This is a genomic window from Ancrocorticia populi (assembly GCF_003123745.1).
Taxonomy (GTDB): Bacteria; Actinomycetota; Actinomycetes; order Actinomycetales; family Actinomycetaceae; genus Ancrocorticia; species Ancrocorticia populi.
This window is the reverse complement of record NZ_QETB01000001.1, coordinates 813,087-833,393: the sequence shown is the minus strand read 5'-3', so window position 1 is coordinate 833,393 and position 20,307 is coordinate 813,087. Positions and strand designations below refer to the sequence as shown.

General features: G+C 57.1%; 22 protein-coding genes. 9 read left to right on the top strand and 13 right to left on the bottom strand.

What is annotated here, in order from left to right:
* Positions 1 to 79: 79 nt before the first annotated feature.
* Positions 80 to 976 (bottom strand): pseudouridine synthase, encoded by an 897-nt coding sequence (locus tag DD236_RS03945; protein ID WP_109093034.1) that lies wholly within the window; start codon positions 974 to 976, stop codon positions 80 to 82.
* Between the two features lie 44 nt (positions 977 to 1,020).
* Here DD236_RS03945 and guaA point away from each other — a divergent pair, with 44 nt between their 5' ends.
* A complete protein-coding gene (guaA, locus tag DD236_RS03940; RefSeq protein WP_109093288.1) occupies positions 1,021 to 2,586 on the top strand; it encodes a glutamine-hydrolyzing GMP synthase in 1,566 nt (521 codons plus the stop codon).
* A 195-nt stretch (positions 2,587 to 2,781) separates the two neighbouring features.
* Here the strand turns inward: guaA and DD236_RS03935 are convergent, their stop codons facing one another.
* The gene (locus DD236_RS03935; protein ID WP_004221664.1) at positions 2,782 to 3,315 is read right to left on the bottom strand and encodes a helix-turn-helix domain-containing protein; all 534 of its coding nucleotides are present in this window, start codon (positions 3,313 to 3,315) and stop codon (positions 2,782 to 2,784) included.
* A gap of 191 nt (positions 3,316 to 3,506) precedes the next feature.
* Between DD236_RS03935 and DD236_RS03930 the strand changes: the two genes are divergently transcribed.
* The 7 genes from DD236_RS03930 to DD236_RS03900 all read left to right on the top strand — a co-directional run bounded on the left by DD236_RS03930 (position 3,507) and on the right by DD236_RS03900 (position 11,130).
* Positions 3,507 to 3,707 (top strand): MerR family transcriptional regulator, encoded by a 201-nt coding sequence (locus DD236_RS03930; RefSeq protein ID WP_052792092.1) that lies wholly within the window; start codon positions 3,507 to 3,509, stop codon positions 3,705 to 3,707.
* Positions 3,708 to 3,710: 3 nt separating this feature from the next.
* On the top strand, positions 3,711 to 4,787 hold the full coding sequence (locus DD236_RS03925; RefSeq protein ID WP_052792091.1) for a site-specific integrase: 1,077 nt from the start codon (positions 3,711 to 3,713) through the stop codon (positions 4,785 to 4,787).
* A 50-nt stretch (positions 4,788 to 4,837) separates the two neighbouring features.
* Complete coding sequence (locus DD236_RS03920; protein ID WP_243409898.1) at positions 4,838 to 5,110, top strand: plasmid mobilization protein; 273 nt, start codon at positions 4,838 to 4,840, stop codon at positions 5,108 to 5,110.
* Positions 5,111 to 5,117: 7 nt separating this feature from the next.
* The gene (locus tag DD236_RS03915) at positions 5,118 to 6,272 is read left to right on the top strand and encodes a helicase RepA family protein (RefSeq protein WP_052792089.1); all 1,155 of its coding nucleotides are present in this window, start codon (positions 5,118 to 5,120) and stop codon (positions 6,270 to 6,272) included.
* Positions 6,273 to 6,732: 460 nt separating this feature from the next.
* Positions 6,733 to 8,076 carry a plasmid recombination protein gene (locus tag DD236_RS03910; RefSeq protein WP_109093033.1) on the top strand — a complete coding sequence of 448 codons (1,344 nt, stop codon included), beginning with the start codon at positions 6,733 to 6,735 and terminating at the stop codon, positions 8,074 to 8,076.
* 506 nt (positions 8,077 to 8,582) lie between these two features.
* Complete coding sequence (gene tet(W/N/W), locus DD236_RS03905) at positions 8,583 to 10,502, top strand: tetracycline resistance ribosomal protection protein Tet(W/N/W) (RefSeq protein WP_109093032.1); 1,920 nt, start codon at positions 8,583 to 8,585, stop codon at positions 10,500 to 10,502.
* A 244-nt stretch (positions 10,503 to 10,746) separates the two neighbouring features.
* Complete coding sequence (locus DD236_RS03900; RefSeq protein ID WP_109093031.1) at positions 10,747 to 11,130, top strand: hypothetical protein; 384 nt, start codon at positions 10,747 to 10,749, stop codon at positions 11,128 to 11,130.
* Positions 11,131 to 11,306: 176 nt separating this feature from the next.
* Here DD236_RS03900 and DD236_RS03895 read toward each other — a convergent pair whose 3' ends face one another.
* The 6 genes from DD236_RS03895 to DD236_RS03870 form a co-directional block, all read right to left on the bottom strand.
* Entirely contained in the window at positions 11,307 to 11,627 is a 321-nt protein-coding gene (locus DD236_RS03895) for a ribbon-helix-helix domain-containing protein (RefSeq protein ID WP_109093030.1), read from the bottom strand.
* Entirely contained in the window at positions 11,624 to 11,890 is a 267-nt protein-coding gene (locus DD236_RS03890; protein WP_109093029.1) for a hypothetical protein, read from the bottom strand. The genes DD236_RS03895 and DD236_RS03890 overlap by 4 nt, the downstream gene beginning before the upstream one ends.
* A 146-nt stretch (positions 11,891 to 12,036) precedes the next feature.
* Positions 12,037 to 12,324 (bottom strand): ferredoxin family protein, encoded by a 288-nt coding sequence (locus DD236_RS03885; RefSeq protein WP_109093028.1) that lies wholly within the window; start codon positions 12,322 to 12,324, stop codon positions 12,037 to 12,039.
* Positions 12,324 to 13,616 carry an FAD-dependent oxidoreductase gene (locus DD236_RS03880; protein ID WP_109093027.1) on the bottom strand — a complete coding sequence of 431 codons (1,293 nt, stop codon included), beginning with the start codon at positions 13,614 to 13,616 and terminating at the stop codon, positions 12,324 to 12,326. Before DD236_RS03880 ends, DD236_RS03885 begins: the two co-directional genes overlap by 1 nt.
* A 26-nt stretch (positions 13,617 to 13,642) precedes the next feature.
* The gene (locus tag DD236_RS03875) at positions 13,643 to 14,509 is read right to left on the bottom strand and encodes an electron transfer flavoprotein subunit alpha/FixB family protein (RefSeq protein ID WP_109093287.1); all 867 of its coding nucleotides are present in this window, start codon (positions 14,507 to 14,509) and stop codon (positions 13,643 to 13,645) included.
* 7 nt (positions 14,510 to 14,516) lie between these two features.
* Complete coding sequence (locus DD236_RS03870) at positions 14,517 to 15,278, bottom strand: electron transfer flavoprotein subunit beta/FixA family protein (protein WP_109093026.1); 762 nt, start codon at positions 15,276 to 15,278, stop codon at positions 14,517 to 14,519.
* 371 nt (positions 15,279 to 15,649) lie between these two features.
* Between DD236_RS03870 and DD236_RS03860 the strand changes: the two genes are divergently transcribed.
* Positions 15,650 to 16,063: a hypothetical protein gene (locus tag DD236_RS03860; RefSeq protein WP_109093024.1), complete on the top strand. Its 414-nt coding sequence runs from the start codon at positions 15,650 to 15,652 to the stop codon at positions 16,061 to 16,063.
* A 157-nt stretch (positions 16,064 to 16,220) separates the two neighbouring features.
* Here DD236_RS03860 and DD236_RS03855 read toward each other — a convergent pair whose 3' ends face one another.
* The 5 genes from DD236_RS03855 to DD236_RS03835 form a co-directional block, all read right to left on the bottom strand.
* A complete protein-coding gene (locus DD236_RS03855; RefSeq protein ID WP_273488423.1) occupies positions 16,221 to 16,631 on the bottom strand; it encodes a type II toxin-antitoxin system VapC family toxin in 411 nt (136 codons plus the stop codon).
* A gap of 2 nt (positions 16,632 to 16,633) precedes the next feature.
* Complete coding sequence (locus DD236_RS03850; RefSeq protein ID WP_109093022.1) at positions 16,634 to 16,888, bottom strand: FitA-like ribbon-helix-helix domain-containing protein; 255 nt, start codon at positions 16,886 to 16,888, stop codon at positions 16,634 to 16,636.
* A gap of 101 nt (positions 16,889 to 16,989) precedes the next feature.
* On the bottom strand, positions 16,990 to 17,295 hold the full coding sequence (locus DD236_RS03845) for a hypothetical protein (RefSeq protein WP_133246052.1): 306 nt from the start codon (positions 17,293 to 17,295) through the stop codon (positions 16,990 to 16,992).
* An 11-nt stretch (positions 17,296 to 17,306) separates the two neighbouring features.
* Complete coding sequence (locus tag DD236_RS03840) at positions 17,307 to 19,025, bottom strand: sodium:solute symporter family protein (RefSeq protein WP_109093020.1); 1,719 nt, start codon at positions 19,023 to 19,025, stop codon at positions 17,307 to 17,309.
* Positions 19,026 to 20,051: a Gfo/Idh/MocA family protein gene (locus tag DD236_RS03835; RefSeq protein WP_109093019.1), complete on the bottom strand. Its 1,026-nt coding sequence runs from the start codon at positions 20,049 to 20,051 to the stop codon at positions 19,026 to 19,028.
* Positions 20,052 to 20,307: the final 256 nt, after the last annotated feature.

Here is a 20,307-nt window from a genome sequence, read left to right as displayed (position 1 = left end):
ATCTGCTAGCGGGTCTTTCTCGCCTCCTAAATGTTCTCATAATCTGTGGGGCTTAGGTCCGCACTTTGGCGAATCACACTCACTCGTGAGCAAGCTCCCACAGCGCGAGCGTCCGCTGCGTCCGGGCCATCACATTTTCCCCAGTTATCGGGTCCACAAATTCGAGAGAATGAGCAAGTAGTTGGAGGGGAGTTTTTTTAGGACGACGACGATAGAGCTCATCCCCCACCAGAGGCATCCCAAGGTGAGCGAACACGGCCCGGATCTGATGCGTCTTTCCCGTGGTTGGCCAGACTCGGAATGCTCCGAGCTCTGCGCCTAAACGCTCGCATAAAATCTCCGTCACCGAATTCGGTTCACCCTGGACTGTGTGCGTAGTGAGGCTACCTTTGGGCTTGACGAGGCGTAGGGAAACCGTCATTCTCTCCCTTAGATGCTCGCGAGCCTGTGACCCCAGCGCGGACACGTCGGCAACCACAAGGTATTCCTTCGTCACGAGGCCACGCTCGAACAGCGTCTGATAGGGCCCTCTCCACTGCCTGGCCTTAGTCACAAGCACCACGCCAGCCGTCGCGGCATCTAAGCGGTGGGCAGCCACCAGCTCGTTGTTCTCGAGCTGCCTGCGTAGGGCCACCGTGAGCGTGCTGGCGACGTGGCTCCCGCGCGGCATTGTTGCCATATCGTGCGGCTTATCCACCACCAACCACCGTTCGTTTTCTTCCACGATGGGCAGCGTGATCGGCTCGGCTGGTTCGTCCATGACGCCTCCAAAGGCCCAAACGACTTGCCCCACGCGGACGGAAGAATCGGGTGTAAGTGGGGATCCGTCGTCGGCGATAATATCTCCCCGAAAAAACGCGGCGGGAAGTTCGGGCCTGAGCTTGGGCAACGTCGCTTGTACCTGATCCAGTGCTTTGCCCGCAGCATGGATGCGAATCGGGCGGGCGTTGATGCCGTCGCGGATCGGTGCGTGCATGGAGATATTCTACGCGGGCCCGCGGCATCGGCTATCCTCGTGGGGTGAGCTCAAATGGTGTTGTCCTTGTTGTTGATTTCGGTGCCCAGTACGCGCAGCTGATCGCGCGGCGAGTGCGTGAGGCCCGCGTTTATTCGGAGATCGTTCCTCATACGATGAGCGCGGAGACGATGCTGGCCAAGCAGCCAGCCGCCATCATCTTGTCCGGCGGGCCGGCCTCCGTGTATGCCGAGGCAGCGCCCTCCTTCGATTCGGCCGTGTTTGATGCCGGCGTTCCCGTCCTAGGAATCTGCTATGGGTTCCAGACCATGGCGGCGGCGCTCGGCGGCAAGGTGGGACATACCGGCACCCGCGAGTACGGACATACCAACGCTGAACTGACCGGGGAATCGTGCCTATTCGCGGGAACACCCGCCGATCAGGTGGTGTGGATGAGCCACGGTGATGCCGTGCAGGCCGCACCCGAAGGATTCGCGGTGACTGCCTCTACCAATGGCACGCCCGTGGCCGCATTCGAAAACCGCGAACGCAAACTATACGGGCTGCAGTGGCATCCCGAGGTCAAGCACTCCGATTTCGGGCAGAAGGCACTTGAGAACTTCCTGTACGACGCCGCTGGAATCGAGCCGAACTGGACCAGCGAATCGATTATCGATGCCGAAGTGGCCAAGATCCGCGAGCGGGTTGGCGACGCTCAGGTGATCTGCGCGCTGTCCGGCGGTGTGGATTCCTCCGTTGCTGCCGCGTTAGTACACAAGGCGATCGGGGATCAGCTCACCTGCTTCTTCATCGATCACGGGCTGCTTCGGGCTGGCGAGCGCGAGCAGGTGGAAAAGGATTACGCCGCAGGGATGGGCATCCGGATGGAAACCCACGATGAGTCCGGGCGCTTCTTGGAGGCGCTGGCCGGGGTGAGCGAACCCGAGGCCAAGAGGAAGATCATCGGCCGCGAGTTTATTCGCAGTTTCGAGGCGGCACAGAAGGCGCTCGTTGCCAAGCTCGGAAGCGAAGGCGGGGACGTCAAGTTCCTTGTACAGGGAACGCTTTACCCAGACGTGGTGGAGTCGGGCGGCGGCGAGGGTGCTGCAAACATCAAGAGCCATCACAATGTGGGCGGGCTTCCAGAAGACATGGAGTTTTCCCTTATCGAGCCGCTGCGCTCTCTGTTTAAGGACGAGGTTCGCGCCATCGGGCGTGAGCTGGGCGTTCCCGAGAAGATCGTGGCACGCCAGCCCTTCCCCGGGCCCGGCTTGGGGATCCGCATCATCGGCGAAGTCACGCGCGAGCGCTTGGACATTCTCCAGGCCGCGGACCTTATCGTGCGCGAGGAGCTAACGGCAGCGGGACTAGACCTAGAAATCTGGCAGTGCCCCGTTGTGCTGCTGGCCGATGTTCACTCCGTTGGCGTCCAGGGCGATGGGCGCACCTACGGCCACCCGATCGTGCTGCGGCCCGTCTCTTCCGAGGATGCCATGACGGCCGATTGGACGCGCATGCCATACGACGTACTGGCCCGGATCTCCACGCGCATCACCAATTCGGTGCCCGAGGTCAATCGCGTTGTACTGGACGTCACGAGTAAGCCACCGGCCACCATCGAGTGGGAATAACTGACAAAACCCGCAAAGCCTTGAAAACACTGGGGTCTTAAAGCGGAAACGGGGCATTTGATAGCAAATTGATAGCAGATACCAAAACCGGATTTACTTTGTTCACTCCCGTATAACGGGTGGCTTGCGGGTAAATCCTCCATATCCTAAGAAAAAGGTCTTGCTGACTTTCACCAGTCGGCAAGACCTTTTTTGTTATTTGTCTTTTCTCTGTTTCTTCAATCCTTTTATCAGAGCATCGCTTAATTCCTTCGAGGGGACTTTGGCCCACCGCTGGGTGGTGTCGTACTTCGGGTAGTTGTAGCGCCAGCGGTCATAGTCCTCCTTGGTGATCTCCCCGGCCTCCAACTTCGCCGCCTGTTCCCGCCACGCAATCAAGATTTTGTTCAGCTCACTGGCTTGACGGCCTCCCTGAAAAATATCTGCTTGCAGGCAGGCACGTCCATCCGCCTCTACCACTTTCAGACTGTAAACATCCTCCAAGGCGAACAGCGTATGGGCCAAACCTATGTAGTTGTCTATGTCCGGGACGCTCAACGCCTGGGGCGATACATCTAATGTATGCGCCAGGGCAGCGGTCAAGTCGGCCTTCGGCGTCCGGGTGCCTGTTTCGTACTGTGCCAGACGAACATCGGCGGAACGCTCTGGAAAGCCCACCGCCATACCAAGATACTTCTGTGTCATACCCCGGAGGGTGCGGAAAAAATGGATGCGCTCTCCTATTGCCATAAATGCCAACTCCTATCTGGTGGTTTCTGTCGAAAGTAGTATAACATATTCGCTTAGTAACAGTCAAGAGTATCTTAAACAAAAAAGTTAAAAATTATTCCGCAAGCCACTTGACAAAGCAAATTTGCTTAGTTATAATAGGTTAAGCATAAAGGCTTAGTTCTGGGGCCATGAAAGGAGGTGAGCGCACAATGGCAAGCACCATGTTCATGCGGGTGGACGAGGTAGCGGAGGAATTAGGGGTTTCTGTCCCCTATGCCTATAAGCTGATTCGTTCTATGAATGCGGAGTTGAAAAAGACGGGCTGTATTACCATTTCAGGCCGCATCGACCGCAAATTCTTCCACGAAAAATTTTATGGCACAAGAAGCCAGAGCGAAAGGAGTGATTAACCTATGGCGGCGTTTAAGAACAAGGCCAACGGCACTTGGTACGTCCAATTCCGCTATACGGACTGGAAAGGAGAGCGCCAGCAGAAGTTAAAGCGTGGCTTTGCCACCAAGAAAGAGGCCCAGGCGTGGGAACGGGAGTTTCTGATGCAAAAGCAGGCCGATGTGAACATGACCTTTGAGAGCTTCGCCCAGCTCTATGAGAAGGATATGAAGCCCAAGCTGAAACTGAACACCTGGCTGACAAAAGAAAGCATCATCCAGAAGAAAATCCTGCCGTATTTTGGAAAACGGAAATTGTCGGAAATCACCGCCAAGGACGTGATGGACTGGCAGAACGCGATCCGAGGGTTAACGGACGCCAAGGGAAAACCCTATTCCCCTACCTATCTCAAAACCGTCCACAATCAGTTAAGTGCCCTCTTTAACCATGCTGTCCGCTACTACGGCCTCCAGGTCAATCCTGCGGCCAAGGCCGGGAACATGGGGGTGGAGGAACGGCGTGAAATGCTGTTCTGGACGAAGGAAGAGTATCTGAAATTTGCCGACGCCATGATGGACAAGCCCCTCTCCTACTATGCCTTTGAAATGCTCTACTGGTGCGGTATCCGGGAGGGGGAACTGCTGGCCCTCACCCCAACAGACTTCGACTTTGAGGCGGGTACAGTGTCCATCAGCAAATCCTATCAGCGGCTCAAGGGCAAGGACGTGATTACCACTCCTAAGACGAAAAAGAGCAACCGTGTCATTAAGATGCCCAAATTCCTCTGTGGAGAGATGGAGGACTACTTAAAGATGTTTTACAGCACCGGGGCAAATGAACGGATTTTCCCTGTCAGCAAGCACTATCTCCACCATGAAATGGACAGAGGTGCGAAAGCGGCGGGAGTGAAGCGGATCAGAATTCACGACCTCCGACATTCACACATTTCCCTGCTGATTGATATGGGCTTCACCGCCCTGGCAATCGCTGACCGGGTGGGGCATGAGAGTATCGATATCACCTACCGCTACGCCCATCTGTTTCCTACAAGGCAGACGGAGATGGCGGACAAACTGGACTTTGAAAGGATGGGAACGTAACCATGTCACTGAAAAACCGAGACAACAAAAATCGCTGGAGGAACAAGACCGTGGCCTTCCGGGTGTCCCCGGAGGAAGATGAACAGATCGAGGCCGCTGTGCGGCTCTCCGGCCTGACAAAGCAGGACTACATCACAAGACGCCTCCTGTGCCGGGACGTAGTGGTACAGGGTAATCCCAAGGTCTACAAAGCCCTGCGTGACCAGCTTGCCGCCGTTCTGGACGAACTGCGGCGGGCCGAGGACGGGGCTGGCGTGGACGATGAACTGCTGGACACCATTCAGATGATCGCCGCTATCATGGGCGGCATGAAGGAGGATTGATAGATTGATGGATTCCAGAGAAACGAAAAGGACTGTCCCGGTTCCGTCTGTTGGCGCAGACGGGGAACAGCCCATTTCACAAACACCTACCGCAAGTATAACAGAGGAAACGACAGAAAACAATCCCCCTGAAAAAAATTATGCGGAACTGCTGCGGAAAATGCAGCGCATGAACGACCCGGCGTATCTCCCCACGATTTCCATGAACGAGTTGTACGAGAACGTCTATCAGAGCAGACCGCCCGTCATTGACGGTCTGCTCTATCCGGGGACGTACCTCTTTGCGGGAGCGCCCAAGGTAGGCAAGTCGTTTCTGATGGCCCAGCTTGCCTACCACGTCAGCATGGGCCTCCCCCTGTGGGACTATCCCGTTCACAAGGGGACTGTCCTCTATCTGGCGCTGGAGGACGATCACCGTCGCTTGCAGGAGCGGCTTTACCGGATGTTCGGCATGGACGGCACCAACGACCTCCTCTTTTCCATCTGCGCAAAGCAGGTCGGCAACGGGCTGGAGGAACAGCTAAAGCGATTCGTGCAGGAACACCCAGACACCAAACTGATTATCATTGACACCCTTCAGAAGATTCGGGAGGCTGGCGGGGATAAGTACAGCTACGCCAACGATTATGAGGTGGTAGGAAAGCTGAAACGCCTTGCTGACGCTTGCGGCGTCTGCCTCCTACTGGTACATCACACTCGGAAGCAGCAGGCCGACGACAAGTTTGATATGATCTCCGGCACCAACGGCCTGTCGGGGGCAGCAGACGGGGCCTTTCTTCTTCAGAAGGAGAAGCGGACGGACGGCACCGCCACCTTGGATGTGGTAGGACGTGACCAGCAAGACCAGCGGCTCTATCTCATTAAGGACAAGGAACACCTGACATGGACACTGGAGCGGATGGAAACGGAGTTGTGGGTAGAACCCCCCGACCCGGTGCTGGAGGCCGTAGCCGCCTTTATCACGGCGGAGAGGCCGTCCTGGGGCGGTACGGCCACGGAGTTGGCGGCAGCCCTGCAAGTGGATATGAAGCCCAATGCCCTGGCGATGCGGCTGAACGTCCGGGCCGGGAAACTGGCAACGGACTATCATATCCGCTATGAGAACACCCGCACCCACGCCGGGAGAAGTATCAGCCTGACCCTGGATCCTCCCCAAGCGTGACGACCGTGACGGCTGTGACGGCTTTTTTGAGAGCGGGGGCGGTGTCCAAAACATCGTCACGGTCGTCACGGCTGTCACGGGGAGCGGGGTCAAATGTCAAGGGGGCATACCTGTGGGTGGAGATTGCCGCAAGGCAATACAACCCGAACCCCTTGATATTTGGCCCACGGAGGACACTTGCCGGGTGGTGGAAAGGCTGTGCCTTTCCACCTGCCCAACGGCGAGTGGAAAAGTTTAGGCGGGGTGCAGGGCGCCCTTTTCAAAGGGCGGCCCTGCTGGGGGAGGCAACCGCAGTTGCCGGGGGCAAAGCCCCCGCACCCCCTCGGAGAGCCCACGGCACTTTCGCACCAACGGGGCGAAAGTGTCATAGTGGGTTATTACACTTCCCGCAGGAAGTGCCTTCCCCGAACCCCCGTCCATTTTCAACAACCAAACATCTGAAATGGGAGGATTTTTGCCTATGGCGAGAGGCGACGGCATTGACCGCACCAACGCAAGAAATATGAGGCTGACCGCTGCTAAAATCGGCAACACCCAGCAGCACAACGAACGCGAGAAGGATTCCTATGTCAACCAGGACATTGTACCAGAGCGGACGTCGCTCAATGTCCATTTCAAGGTCCCATCCGCAGGGTATCAGGAGATGTTCTCCCAAATGGAGGCCGATGGTGTGATCTCCACCCGTGGCATTAAGGCGGACGCATTTCGATACGGTGAGTTGGTCTTTGATGTGAACTCCGCCTACTTCTACAATCACGGCGGCTATGACTTCGCAAAACAATTTTACACCGACGCATACAAATCCGCAATCAAAATCGTAGGTGGAGAGCAGTATATTTTGTCGGCGGTCATGCACGCCGACGAACGCAACCGGGCTATGTCCGAGGCGCTGGGAGAGGACGTGTACCACTACCACCTCCATGTGGTCTATATCCCGGTGGTGGAGAAGGAGATACGATGGACAAAGCGGTGCAAGGACAAATCCCTGGTGGGCAAGGTCAAAGAAACCGTTATGCAGGTCAGCATGAGCAAAAAGTGGGCATCCCAGCCCGCAGTAGACGAGGCCACCGGGGAGCCATTACGAACAGCAAAGGGCAAGCCTGTGCTGAGAAAGTCGTACAGCGTCTTGCAGGATGATTTCTTTCAGCATATGCGCTCCGCTGGCTATGACAATGTAGAGCGCGGGGAGCGTGGCAGTTCCGAGGAACATCTGACTGTTATGCAGTTCAAGACGGAGCGTGAGCAGGAACGGCTTGCACAGCTTCAAGAGGCATCGGCGCTGGCCCAGGTTGAGGCCGACCAAAAGAATAAGGAGGCGGCAGCAGCCGAGAAGAAAGCGGCCCAGGCCAGGGCAAAGCTGGACGATGTAGCTCCCTTGCTCAAGGGCATGGAAAAGCTGGCGGCGGACTTCTCCGACGATTCAGAGCGGACGCTGCCGGAGGCGGGGCCGCTGGAATCGGCCAAGTCTTACCGAGAGAAGAAGGCCAAGCCCCTTTGGGAGAAAATCGTCAAAGTGCTGCGCTCCGTCTATCGGGCCTATTTCGACCTCAAAAGCAGGTTTGAGCGGTTGCAAAGCGCCTATGATCGGGAGGTCAGCAAGAACGGCTCTCTTTCCACCAGGATTTACGAGGTCTGCGCCGAGAGGGACGGCTTAAAAGGACAGGTCAGGGACTATGAGCGGGTCAGACGGGCCATTGGCCCAGAACAGGCGGACAAGATATTGGAGGCTGTTTACCAGCAGGAACAGGCTGAAAAGGAACGGAAACGGGCCGCAAGGCCCAAAATGAGAGTAGGCGCACGATAATCAAAAAAATGGAGGTAACATTATGGAAAAGTACATCTTCGACGAGAGCAACGGCCTGTGGTATGAGTTGCAGAGGAACTAACAATATCCGGGCGTGTGCGGCGGAAATCGTGGACACAGAAATTATTTGCGCATGAGGCCCCAAATCGAAGGGTGTCCCGGTGAATGCCCTCCTGATTTATTTGGGACAGCGGGTAAAAACTTCTTGCATTTTAGAGTGTACTATGCTATACTGCTGTCATCCTGATTTGAGGAGTCTATTCAACATGCGGCAAGGTATTCTTAAATAAAATTTGATAATGGGCACAAAAATAATTGCCCCTTGCAGGGGCTTGGTTTTTGTACCCAATTTAAGAATACTTTTGCCTTTTTAGTAAATATCGTGACGGACAGCGGCTCATGTAAGCCGTCATACTTCTGTTTGTCCGAAGTCATGATCCCCAGCGGTAAAAGTATTAGCCGCTGGGGATTTTTGCGCCCATTTGGGCCTTGTATGGAGGATAGACATGAACATTATCAATATCGGGATTCTTGCCCATGTAGACGCTGGAAAGACAACCTTGACGGAGAGCCTGCTGTATGCCAGCGGAACCATTTCAGAGCCGGGGAGCGTCGAAAAAGGGACAACGAGAACGGACACTATGTTTTTGGAGCGGCAGCGTGGAATTACCATTCAAACGGCAGTCACTTCTTTCCAGTGGCACAGTTGTAAAGTCAACATTGTGGATACTCCCGGCCACATGGATTTCTTGGCAGAGGTATACCGCTCTCTGGCCGTTTTGGACGGGGCCATCTTGGTGCTCTCCGCTAAAGATGGCGTGCAGGCCCAGACCCGAGTTCTGTTCCATGCCCTACGGAAATTGAACATCCCCACCATTATCTTTATCAACAAGATCGACCAGGTTGACATTGATTTGGAGGGCGTATATCAGTCTGTTCGGGATAAGCTCTCCGCCGATATTATCATCAAGCAGACGGTATCGCTGTCCCCGGAAATAGTTCTGGAGGAAAATACCGACATAGAAGCATGGGATGCGGTCATCGAAAATAACGATGGATTATTGGAAAAGTATATCGCAGGAGAGCCAATCAGCCGGGAAGAACTTGCGCGGGAGGAACAGCGGCGGGTTCAAGCCGCTTCCCTGTTCCCAGTCTATCATGGTAGCGCCAAAAACGGCCTTGGCATTCAACGGTTGATGGATGCGGTGATAGGGCTGTTCCAACCGACCAAGGAACAGGGGCGCACCGCCCTGTGCGGCAGCGTTTTCAAGGTGGAGTATACAGATTGCGGCCAGAGGCTTGTCTATCTGCGGCTATACAGCGGAACGCTGCGTCTGCGGGATACGGTGGCCCTGGCCGGGAGAGAAAAGCTGAAAATCACAGAGATGCGTATTCCATCCAAAGGGGAGATTGTTCGGACAGATACCGCCCATAAGGGCGAAATTGTCATCCTTCCCAGCGACAGTTTGAGATTAAACGATATATTGGGGGACAAAACCCAACTTCCTCGTGAAATGTGGAGTGATGCTCCCTTCTCTATGCTGCGGACAACGATTACGCCAAAAACGGCAGAGCAAAGAGATCGGTTGCTGGACGCTCTTACGCAAATTGCGGATACTGACCCGCTTTTGTGCTACGAGGTGGATTCCATCACCCATGAGATCATTCTTTCTTTTTTGGGCCGGGTGCAGTTGGAGGTTGTTTCCGCTTTGCTGGCGGAAAAGTATAAGATTGAAACAGCGGTGAAGGAACCCACCGTCATTTATTTAGAGCGGCCGCTCAAAGTGGCCAGCCACACCATCCATATCGAGGTGCCGCCCAACCCGTTTTGGGCATCCATCGGACTGTCTGTTACGCCGCTCCCGCTTGGCTCCGGTGTACAATACGAGAGCCGGGTTTCCCTGGGATACTTGAACCAGAGTTTTCAAAACGCTGTCATGGATGGTATCCGTTACGGTCTGGAGCAAGGCTTGTGTGGCTGGAACGTAACGGACTGTAAGATTTGCTTTGAATACGGGCTTTATTATAGCCCGGTCAGCACGCCGGCGGACTTTCGCTCATTGGCCCCGATTGTATTGGAACTGGCATTAAAGGAATCAGGGACACAGTTGCTGGAACCTTATCTCTCCTTCACCCTCTATGCGCCCCAGGAATACCTTTCCAGGGCTTATCATGATGCGCCGAAATATTGTGCCACCATCGAAACGGCCCAGATAAAAAAGGATGAAGTTGTCTTTACTGGCGAGATTCCCGCCCGTTGCATACAGGCATACCGTACTGATTTGGCCTTTTACACCAATGGGCGGAGCGTGTGCCTGACGGAACTGAAAGGGTATCAGGCCGCTGTCGGCCAGCCGGTCATCCAGCCCCGCCGTCCAAACAGCCGCCTGGACAAGGTGCGCCATATGTTCAGTAAGATCACTTGATACACCACAGCGAGGAAGGTTATTGCATTTCCCTGTCTTTCGTGGTAAAATGTAGTTGTAAACCACCAGAGAAACCAATCTAATTTTGCCGTTGATAGCCATTTCCTTGATAGCCAAATGATAGCAAAAGTTCGGCAAGCCCATAGGATAAGGATAATAGGTATCAGGAAAAATCAAATGATATCAAATCTCCCAAACAAAAGCGTTTAGAATTAAGTTTCATTTTGCGAGTGGGAGTAATCCGATGAAGATCGCTAAACGGCTCGGAGTTCTCCTCTTGGGCTTGATCCAAATGCTCCTGCCCGTAGGCGCCGCCAAGTACTTCGCGGAGAACACCGTCCCTAATTATGAGATGGGCGATGGATTTACCACCGGCCTACTCATTCAGGCGGGCATTGGGGCCGTATGGGCTCTAGTGTTTGTAGTGCTTCTGTTTGTGGCCCGTGGCCTGCGCGGAGCCGACCGCACATGGACTCTGTTGCTGACCATCGTGGTGGAGGCCGCGGGTGGCTGGGCACTGTGGCACTTCCAGCCCGAACTCATCTTCACGAATCCGCAGCTCATCATGGTGCTATGGGGTGCCACTATTGTGTCTCAGCTGGGCGCGCTAGTCGCGCTGCGGAAGTAGCGTTAGGGGCCGCAATGGCGGGTCTCTACCGGAAAAGTCTTTCCGGACAAGAGTTTCCCGGGTTCTCGTTTCCAGAGATCTGACGCAGAATTTCGGCATGTAGCGATTTCTGACGCGATCCCCGGGAAATGAGGGTTCACTTCGCGGCGCAATAGCAGCTATCCCTCGCGGAAGCCCTAAGCTGCCCGGCGCTCGAAGAACTCTTTCAGCGCGTCTCGCATAACCTGCGATGCCGTTTGACCATGCTCAGCAGCATAAGCGTCAAGCTCATCGTTAACCTCTTGGGGTAAGCGAACCTGCCGCCGCGGCGAACTCCCCTTGCCCTGAGCATGCTCGTGTCCGAGTGAAGGCCGGCCCGAACCATACTGCTCCAAGATCCGTCGGCCCGCTTCGCGCGCAGCCTCGCCAGAAAGCGTTTGACCGCTAGGAGCGCCAGCGAATGGCGCATCGCTTTCGGCCCAGTCCGCCATCTTGTCCCAATCAATCTTGTGGTTCATTTTGTCCTCCTCATCTTGCTGATAGTTTTTGGTCTAGCCTCCATCACATGGAATATCACGAGTGAATCTGGGAGCTGGATACCCGCAAATACCTCGATACTCTGGCCATCTACCGCGGGACCTATCCAAGCCATGACGTCGACGTTCAGATGATCTCTGCGATCGAATGACCGATTCTCAAATTCTGCATTTTCTATTGCATGTAGCGCGTTGTTCAGCGTGAATCCATGCCTCCTGGCACTCTTGCTGAATTCGATAGCCACGCGAATATTGTACGACGATATGTGTGGGGAACTCAATGGGTTTAATGAGCTACGGGATATTCATGGCTCAATCGCTCAAGACGTAGTCCCACACGGTCGTGGCACGATTCCGGGGAGCTGGAGAGAGCCTACCCCTCACGGAGGGATTAGCCCTCGCGGAAGCGGACGCCCATCGCGCCCTCGGGATAGTGCCAGATGAGCGATCCGGGAGCGGCCATCTGGAAGCACAGCCCGCACTCCAGACAGGCGGCGAACTCGACGGAGATGGTGCCGTCAGCCTCTTCCCGATACACGTGCGCCGGGCAAATCTTGGTGAGCATCCTACCGGTGCCGGTGGCCCGGGCGATCTCTTGATTTACCTCGATGTGGGTGTTGCCCTCGTCTACTTCGTAAGAGTTCTTCGCGAGCCGCGATTCAACGTTTCCGAGTTGCATTAGAGAGCCCTCACTGCCTGATAGGCGATCCTTGCTAGCCGTCCAAGCTTCATACCAGACCCCTTCACTGCATCCCACGCGGTGGGCAGAATGTGCTTGCGCGGGGTCAGATCAAGGTTATAGACGCCGTGGAACACGTCCGCGAGCATCTCGCCTAACTTCCCGTACATCTCCGGGCTCTCTAGGAACTCGGGGGCACGCGCGTACGTGGCCATGTCCGCGCCAACAAAAGTCTTCTCGTATTCTGCCACGTAGCTCTCCAGCCGGTCCTGAGAGAAGTCTCCAGCGTCCAGAGCCTCCCTGATCGCCGCAGCCGCCGCCTGCGCGGAACCCGCAGCCAGATCCATCCCGCGCACGGTAAAGCCAGTGTTCAGCGTGAACCCGGCCGCATCCCCGATCACCACGAGACCCGGCCGAACCAGATCGTGCTGCATCTTCGCCCCGCCCTCGGCGATCATGTGGCAGCCGTACTCAATGAGCTCGCCGCCCTCAAGGAACGGAGCAATGGCGGGATGCTCAAGGAAGTGATCGTGTACGTCCGTCACGACGTAATTCCCGTACTCGAGGGCCGGGACGTTCGCCACAATCCCGATCGAAACCGAATCCCGGTTCGTGTACATGAAGCCGCCGCCAGGCAGACCCTGCGTCGCATCCCCCACGATCGCGTACGCCGCGCCCTCATTTCCGCTCACGTTGAAGCGGTCCCGCACCTTTTCTTCTCCGATGCGGATCACGGACTTCACGCCGATCGCTAGATTCTCGTTGGGTTCCTTGGCGCGGATACCGGCTTCTTGAGAGATGAAGGAGTTGACGCCATCAGCGGCGACAACCACGTTAGCCCTCAGCTCATCCTCCCCCGACACCACACCGGTGACCTGATCGCCTTCGCGTAGAAGGCCATCCACCTTGAATCCGGGCATGAGGGTCACGCCCGCCTCCTCGCACTGTTCTGCGAGCCATGGATCGAACTTGGAGCGCAAAACGGTCACGGCGTTCACGGGGTCGGCGAGCCGCTGATCCCAGTAATCGATATTGACGAAGGATTCCTTGTTGAGGAAACTTAGACAGTTGCGGGTGATCACGCGCTCGTAGGGGGCTTCCTCGATGAAATTGGGGAAGATCTCCTCCATCACGCGCGAGTAGAAGACACCTCCGGACAGGTTCTTCGAGCCAGGTTCGTCTCCTCGCTCGATGAGCAAAACCTCGCGCTCCTGCTGAGCAAGTAGGTAGGCACAAGCGAGGCCGGCGACGCCACCGCCAATCACGATCACGTCAAAATCTACGTCACTCATGCCCTACCTTCGCTCCGGCGCTTCGGCTACTCGAGCGCCTCAATGATCTGCGGGATGATCTCGTAAAGATCGCCCACGATACCGTAATCGGAATCCTCAAACATCGTAGCGGTCTCATCGTTGTTAATTGCCACGATGGTCCCAGATTCGAGAATTCCCGCCGTGTGATGGACCTGACCGGAGATGCCGATGGCGAAGTACAGTTCGGGAGCAATCACCTGACCGGAAACGCCCACGTACTGGTCGCGCTGCATCCATCCCAAGCCCTCGGAGAGCGGCCGCGAGCACGCGACTTCTCCGTCAATGGCTTCGGCCAGATCGGCCGCAAGCTGCAGATCCTCCTTGGAGGAAAACCCGCGCCCAGCCGCCACCACGCGCTGAGCGGTGCCCAGGTTCACTGCCTCAACCTCGGCCTGCTCAATCGCGGACACAGTGACCACGTAGTCCTTGGCGCCGAAGGTGACTGCCTCCGGAACCTCGCCTGCTGGCTGAGCACCGCCATCAAGGATCGCCACAATCGGTCCCTCAAAGGCAACATCCTCTAGGCCGATCCCACCGGCCTTGGCCACCTGCGCATGACCCACAGCCAACGACTTGACGGATGTGAGCACTGGAGCGCCCAGCTTGGCAGCAACAGCGCCAGCCAGAACCCGCTCAGAAGGCCGATTGGCCGCAAGAACCACATCGCCGGGTTCAGCGGTGACGGCTCCAGCAACGCTCGGCGCCGCCGCCTCGACGGGCGCGCCTGCCGCAAGGTCAATGTCAATGATCGAATCCACGCCAGCGATCGGCAGGTTGCCAACGGTCACCGCGGTAACGGTTCCACCGAATTCACGGGCCTGATCCACGAGGTTCCCTACCCCAGTTTCGGCTGCAATAATCCACGTTGTCATGATTCCCTCACAGAGCTCCATCGGCGCGCAGCGCCTCGACCAGCTGAACTGCGGCATCCGAGCCATTCAGCAGCACATTCTTCCGGACCTTGGTTTCAGGCTTGGCTACACCGGTCACGGAGATCGGCGCCTCGGTTAGGTCAAGATCAGCTTCCTCTACCGTGTCAACCGGCTTCTTCGCCGCCGCCAGCATCTCCTTCATCGAAGGATTCTTAGCTACCACGGCCTCGGGCGTGGCCGCAACAACCACAGGCCCCGTCACGGAGATGGTGCGCGTACCGCCTGGAATGGACTGGGTAACCTCGTATCCCTCATCCGTCTTTTCCAGCCCGGTCACCTCTTGGAAACACGGCCAACCCAAGAACCCAGCCGCGAGCGCGGACGTCATCTTGGCTCCGTCGTCGATCGAAGAATCTCCTGTAACAAGAAGGTCGGCCCCGTCGATCTGGCCCACCATGCTCGCGAGGGCGGAGGCGACTTTGGTGGAGCTCCAGGTGGCCACGGTATCGTCGCCGAACAGGAGTGCGCGGTCAAGGCCCTTGGACAGCGCATTGCGCGTGGCCATCTTGTGTGCAACCGCGCTGGTTCCCACGCTAATGCCCACCAGCTCGGTGTCCTGCGCGTCCGCAACGTTGCGGCCCAACTGGATCGCCACCGGATCGTACTCGCTGATTTCCGGCTTGGCGCGGCTCCAATCGATGGTTCCGTCCGCACCCACCGAAGCGTCCTGGGGATTCGCCGCGTACTTATACGCAACAACAACGCTCATGTAATCCTCACTTTCAAACGTCTCCGCCCTCTATGGTAGGCAATTCGAGCGCGCGAAGCCCTATCAGTTTGCCAGTGATGAAATTAGGGCGGCGGGCGGTTCTCAGCACCGGCGGACTATGCGCCTTCATCAGTTGAGCAACCCGTTCGTATTCTTGCCGCCCGTCTAAGAGCCCTGCAAAAATACGAAAGGCCGGCAAAAGTCCAAGCCCGAAAAGGGCCACGTACATACTGACGCGAGAGATCGAGTTGCTCCGTCATAGGCGGAGCAAACATCTGTTGCACGTCAGTGTGTACATCGAACGCTCACGGCCCACCTCCGGACGCGTATCGTGGAAACCAACAGCTGCAACTCACCGCGGAGGCATACCGATGAATAGGAAGAACTACTTTTTCGGAGTAGGCATCTTCTTGCTCTTCTTAGCCGCGCAAGCGGCCCAAGTCTTAACCCAGCACGCTGGCTACAGCGACTCTCTAAATCCCATCCGCTTCCTCCCCAGTGCACTGTATATCCTCACCGCGCTGGCAATCGGCGCCTTCGCGCGAAACCAAGGAGCGACCACAGAATCTAAGCTGCCTCGTAATGACTTAACGCTCATGTGGACCACCGTGATCTTATGGGTCGCACTCTCGTTATTCGCTGACTACTCTCCCAGCATCACCCTAGAATTCTCTACCCTCGCTGCGGAGCTTGTTGCCCGGCTGCTTTACGCCGCCATTCCAGCCATTGTCTGCATGTACGTTGCCGGCAAGAGGCGAGCCGTCGAAACCGCCCTTCACGCCTAACTACTCCGCGTCTGGGCGCCCTCAACCACCTTTGTACAGCGTTCTTCTTTGGGCCGTGCAGGAGCAGACACACAGTGACGTTGTGATTAGGCGATGGGTTGTGTTTGAACTTGAGACGAGTAAACGCGATTAATCTGAATTTCCGAAGGTAGAAACACTAACGCTGCCAGGGGTTGATCAGTTCAACGCCAGTATCTCTAAAGTCATGAGTGTTTCGTGTCGCTACTGCAAACCCATGAGCGGCGGCAGTGGCGGCAAGGTAGCCGTCCGCTATCGGGAGCGGCCTTCCCGCCTTCCGCGCCGCAACAGCAATCGCAGCGTATCTGCGCGCGGCATCCGCATCAAAAGCTAGTACACGGCCAACAAACAAGTCCAGCAACCCATCAACTGCCCGTTCGAGACGCTGTTTGCGTGCGCCCTCCGGCAGAGCAGCTACGCCAAACCACATTTCCGCCAAAGTAATACTGGACAGATAGAGAGTCTCTGCAGATTGCGCATTGAGCCATTCCAACGCGCTCGCGTCTGGTTCCGGTCGCATAGTTTCAGAAACAACGTTGGTGTCCAGCACAATCAAGGTAAATCCATGGGCACAGCTGGAATACGGTTATCGTTCTGTTCGATCGCATCAACATCTTCGTCGGTGAGGTCCAGCTGCCTACCAAGGGCAGCGATTTGATCGCCCATATGCACACGTTCATCAGAGATGAGCGCGCGCTGAAGGATATCTCTGACCTCTGCTTCAGCACTACGACCATGTTCAGACGCGCGGGCTTTCAACGCCCGGTGAACCTGATCAGGAACATTTCGTACGGTTAAGACAGCCATTGGTCCGCCTCCCTCTTGATAGATGACAGCATTTTATCAATATGCTGTCATCATCAACAGGCATGGACTAGCCCAGCTAGGCGTCCGCCGTTCTTAAAACCCTATAAAGCGTCTGGCGCGCCCTCCACCACGTGCACCCCGTGCTCAATCTCGGGCGGGCGGGCCAGCAGCCACACCAAGAAGCCGGCCGCAGCCAGAAGCATCCCGATCCCGGTCCACAAATCGAGGTTGATCCCGGCTGCCTTCGCCAGATCTGCCTCGGTCACGAAAAAGGCGCCGTACACGGTAAGCATGAGGCCGAAAACCCCGAACATTGCCGCGGCCCACGAGCGCAGGTCCAACCACGTTTCAGCGGAGAGCCGCGAGTGGCGCCGGGGCAGCCGCGCCTTGAATTCCGTTGTCTCCATCGTTTCTGCCATCATCCCACCGTCACATTCAGAATAATCAGCACAACAATAACCGCCATGCCAAGAGGCCACGGATTGTCCTTCAGTGGCGGCTTAGGCTTCTCGCCAACGGCCACCGCCGCACGCTGCTGCTTCGCTTCCTTCACGGCAACGGCGTGCAGATCGGGCGCGGGTTGAGCGCCCTGAATCGGCATGTTGGTACGCCCCCACACGAGCCCATCCAACTCCTCTAGTGGCTTGGCCTCCCGACGCCACGTCACCAGTACGGACACGGCCACGTCAAACACGAACGCCATCCCGGATCCGGTAAAGCTGGCCGCCTGCTGTGAGTTGAATTCCAGCCAACCCATCATGTAACCGGCCTGAACGCCGGCCGCACCAGCGGCCCCGGCCACCAACCCCCAGAGCCCAGCCTCGGGTGCCATTCGCTTCCAGAACATGCCCAGAATGAAGGTGGCGAAGAGCGGCGCGGAGAAGATGGACTGAAGGAGCTGCAGATAATCCTGAATGTTGTTGAAGGTGGCCGCAATAAACGCCGCACCAATCGCAATCAACACACCCGCCACGGTGAGCTTCCGCCCGACCTTCAGGTAATACGTATCAACGCGCCCAGGGCGCACATAAGTCTGCCAAATGTCGTAGGTGACCACCGTGTTGAAGGCGGACACGTTCGCCGCCATACCCGCCATAAAGGCCGCGATAAGCGCCGCGAGCGCCAACCCCACAAGCCCGGTGGGCATAACCTCGCCGATCAATGCGGGAAGCGCCTCGTTATGGGCAAGCTCCCCGGTGGTCAGCTCGGGCACCAGCACGGCGGCGATCAAGCCGGGCGTAATGATGATCAGCGGCAGGAACATCTTGGGGATGGCCGCGATGATCGGGGTGCGCTGGGCGGCGGACATATCCTTGGCGGAAAGTGCGCGCTGAACCTCGGTGAAATTCGTGGTCCAGTACCCGAACGAGTTGACGAAGCCCATGCCCAGCAACAAGGCAATCCAGTTGCCGTACGGGTTCGTGGTGTTGCCCAGCCCGGTGCCGCCCCACACGGTGAGGCCGTCCTTGCCAAGCACTTGCGTCTCGTTCAGCGTGGCCAGCAAGCCGTCCACTCCCCCAACGCGTGCCAGCCCGCCCACGGTCAGTGGAATCAGGAAGGCAACGATGATGAAGAACTGGAGAACCTCGTTGTACATCGTGGCGGTAAGCCCGCCCATCGTGGTGTACAGCAGCACCACGCCGGCCGCAATGAGGATAGAAACCGGCAGCGGCAGGCCAATCAGCACGTTAATGATGAGCGCGAGGGCGAACAGGTTCACACCCGCAATGAGGATCGTGGCCACCGCGAAAATGATCGATTGGTACAGGTGCGTGGCGCGGTTGAAGCGCAGCCGCAGGTATTCGGGTACGGACCGCACGCGCGAGCCGTAGTAAAACGGCATCATCATGAGCCCCAAGAACACCATCGCTGGCACCGCGCCGATCCAGTAGTAGTGCACGGTGGGTAGGCCGTACTGGGAGCCGTTCGCCGCCATCCCCAGCAGCTCAGTGGCCCCGATATTCGCCGAAAGAAACGCGAGCGCGCAGATCCACGCCGGCAGCGAGCGCCCCGAAAGGAAGTAGTCCTCCGACGTCAACACCTTCCGCTTCGTGACCACCCCAATCGCGATCACAAAAAACAGATAGACAAAAACGAACGAGTAATCAAAGAACGTCGCGTTCAGCCGCAGGTCCACCTACGCCTCACTTCCGAAGTTTTTTGCCGACGACGGCACCTTCACCGGACCGTGCTCCCTTCGGGAGGCAGCACAGGCCTCGGCGATGAGGAGGGCGGCAACGGCATCCTCGATGCCAGCGGGGATCTCTCGTGTTCCTTGAACAACCTCTAGGAAGGCGCGCATTTCCGCCTCGTAGGCCGGATTGAAGCGGAGGATGAAATCCGTCCACGGATCAGCGGAGGGATAAGTGGCTCCGGGTTCCGCCGAGTGCATCGGGAGGTGCTCGTCCAAGCCAACCGTCTCAGTTCCCAGAGTGCCGTGCAGTTCCATGCGAACGTCGTACCCGGCGCCGTTGAAGCGCGAGGACTGGGCCGTGACGATGGTTCCATCGGCCATGGTGAGGAGTACAGCGGTCTCGGCTGGATCGTCAAAATCTCTGAAGTCGGGAAGGCCCAGATCCGTGCCGATCGCATACACCTCGGTAACCTCTTGGCCGGTAACCCAGCGCAGGGCGTCGAAATCGTGGATGAGGCAGTCGGTGTAGATGCCACCGGAGGCCGCGAGGAATTCGCGCGGCGCGGGCGCCTGATCCATCGTGCCCATGTGGACGCGGCGAAGATCGCCGATCGCGCCGGAGCGGAGGCTGTTTCGAGCAGCCGTGTATCCTGCATCGAAGTGGCGTTGGAACCCCATCTGGAGGCGGACGTTTTGTTCGCGGACAATCTCGGCAACGCGCAGCGTGGTGGCCAGATCCGTGGAGATGGGCTTCTCGCAGAACAGCGGGATATTCAGGGCGGCGGCGCGCTCAATAATGGCAGCGTGGGTGTCCGTTGGGGTGGTGATCACGAGGCCGCCGAGGTCTGGGCTGGAGAGCAGAGCGTCGGGTGTACGCACTTCGATATGAGCATCTGGGTGCGCGGTGGCGAAGGCTTGAGCACGCTCTGGAACAGAGTCCGCCACCACAAGCCGATCTACCGTCAGGGCCAAGATTTCAGCGTGCATCACGCCAATGCGCCCGAGCCCGATGAGGCCGATCGTTACCATCTGCTGTCTTCCTTCTCTGGCTGTCTGATATATCGGGACGATACTACACCGAGGAAATTGAGAGGTGACAAATGGCGCAGAGTGTGACAAGCGCGACGCAGGACTACGCCCGCACGAACTTGCTAGGTGAGTGATTGAGCGGTTCGTCGTGGTCGGAAAAAGGTGTCGGAGGTGAAAGTGCTGGACTACCGGACCACGGGTAAGGCACCAAAGAGGAACGGCCCCGCATAGAAGTTGGTCTTGACAGTCTCGCGGT